The sequence below is a fragment of the Aeromonas sp. 25-248 genome (assembly GCF_053005425.1).
Genome location: NZ_JBRKTB010000045.1, coordinates 1 through 253 on the forward strand (window position 1 = coordinate 1; position 253 = coordinate 253).

At 47.8% G+C, this 253-nt stretch carries 1 rRNA gene; it reads right to left on the bottom strand.

Annotated elements, in window-relative coordinates:
• A 5S ribosomal RNA gene (rrf, locus tag ACVDHI_RS20825) occupies window positions 1-72 on the bottom strand; the annotation flags it as partial.
• Between the last annotated feature and the right edge of the window lie 181 nt (window positions 73-253).

Consider the following 253-nt stretch of genomic DNA (forward strand, 5'->3'; position numbering starts at 1 on the left):
ATCGGCGCTACAGCGTTTCACTTCTGAGTTCGGCATGGGGTCAGGTGGTTCCACTGCGCTATTGCCGCCAGGCAAAATCTTAATCCAGAAAGCTGACGTGAGTAACGACTGATTGGCTGTTGCCTGGTCGCTATCACTGAATTTTTGAGTAGTTCTTGGGGTTTGTTACAAGTCTCAGAACACTTCTTGGGTGTTGTATGGTTAAGCCTCACGGGTAATTAGTATGGGTTAGCTCAACGTATCGCTACGCTTA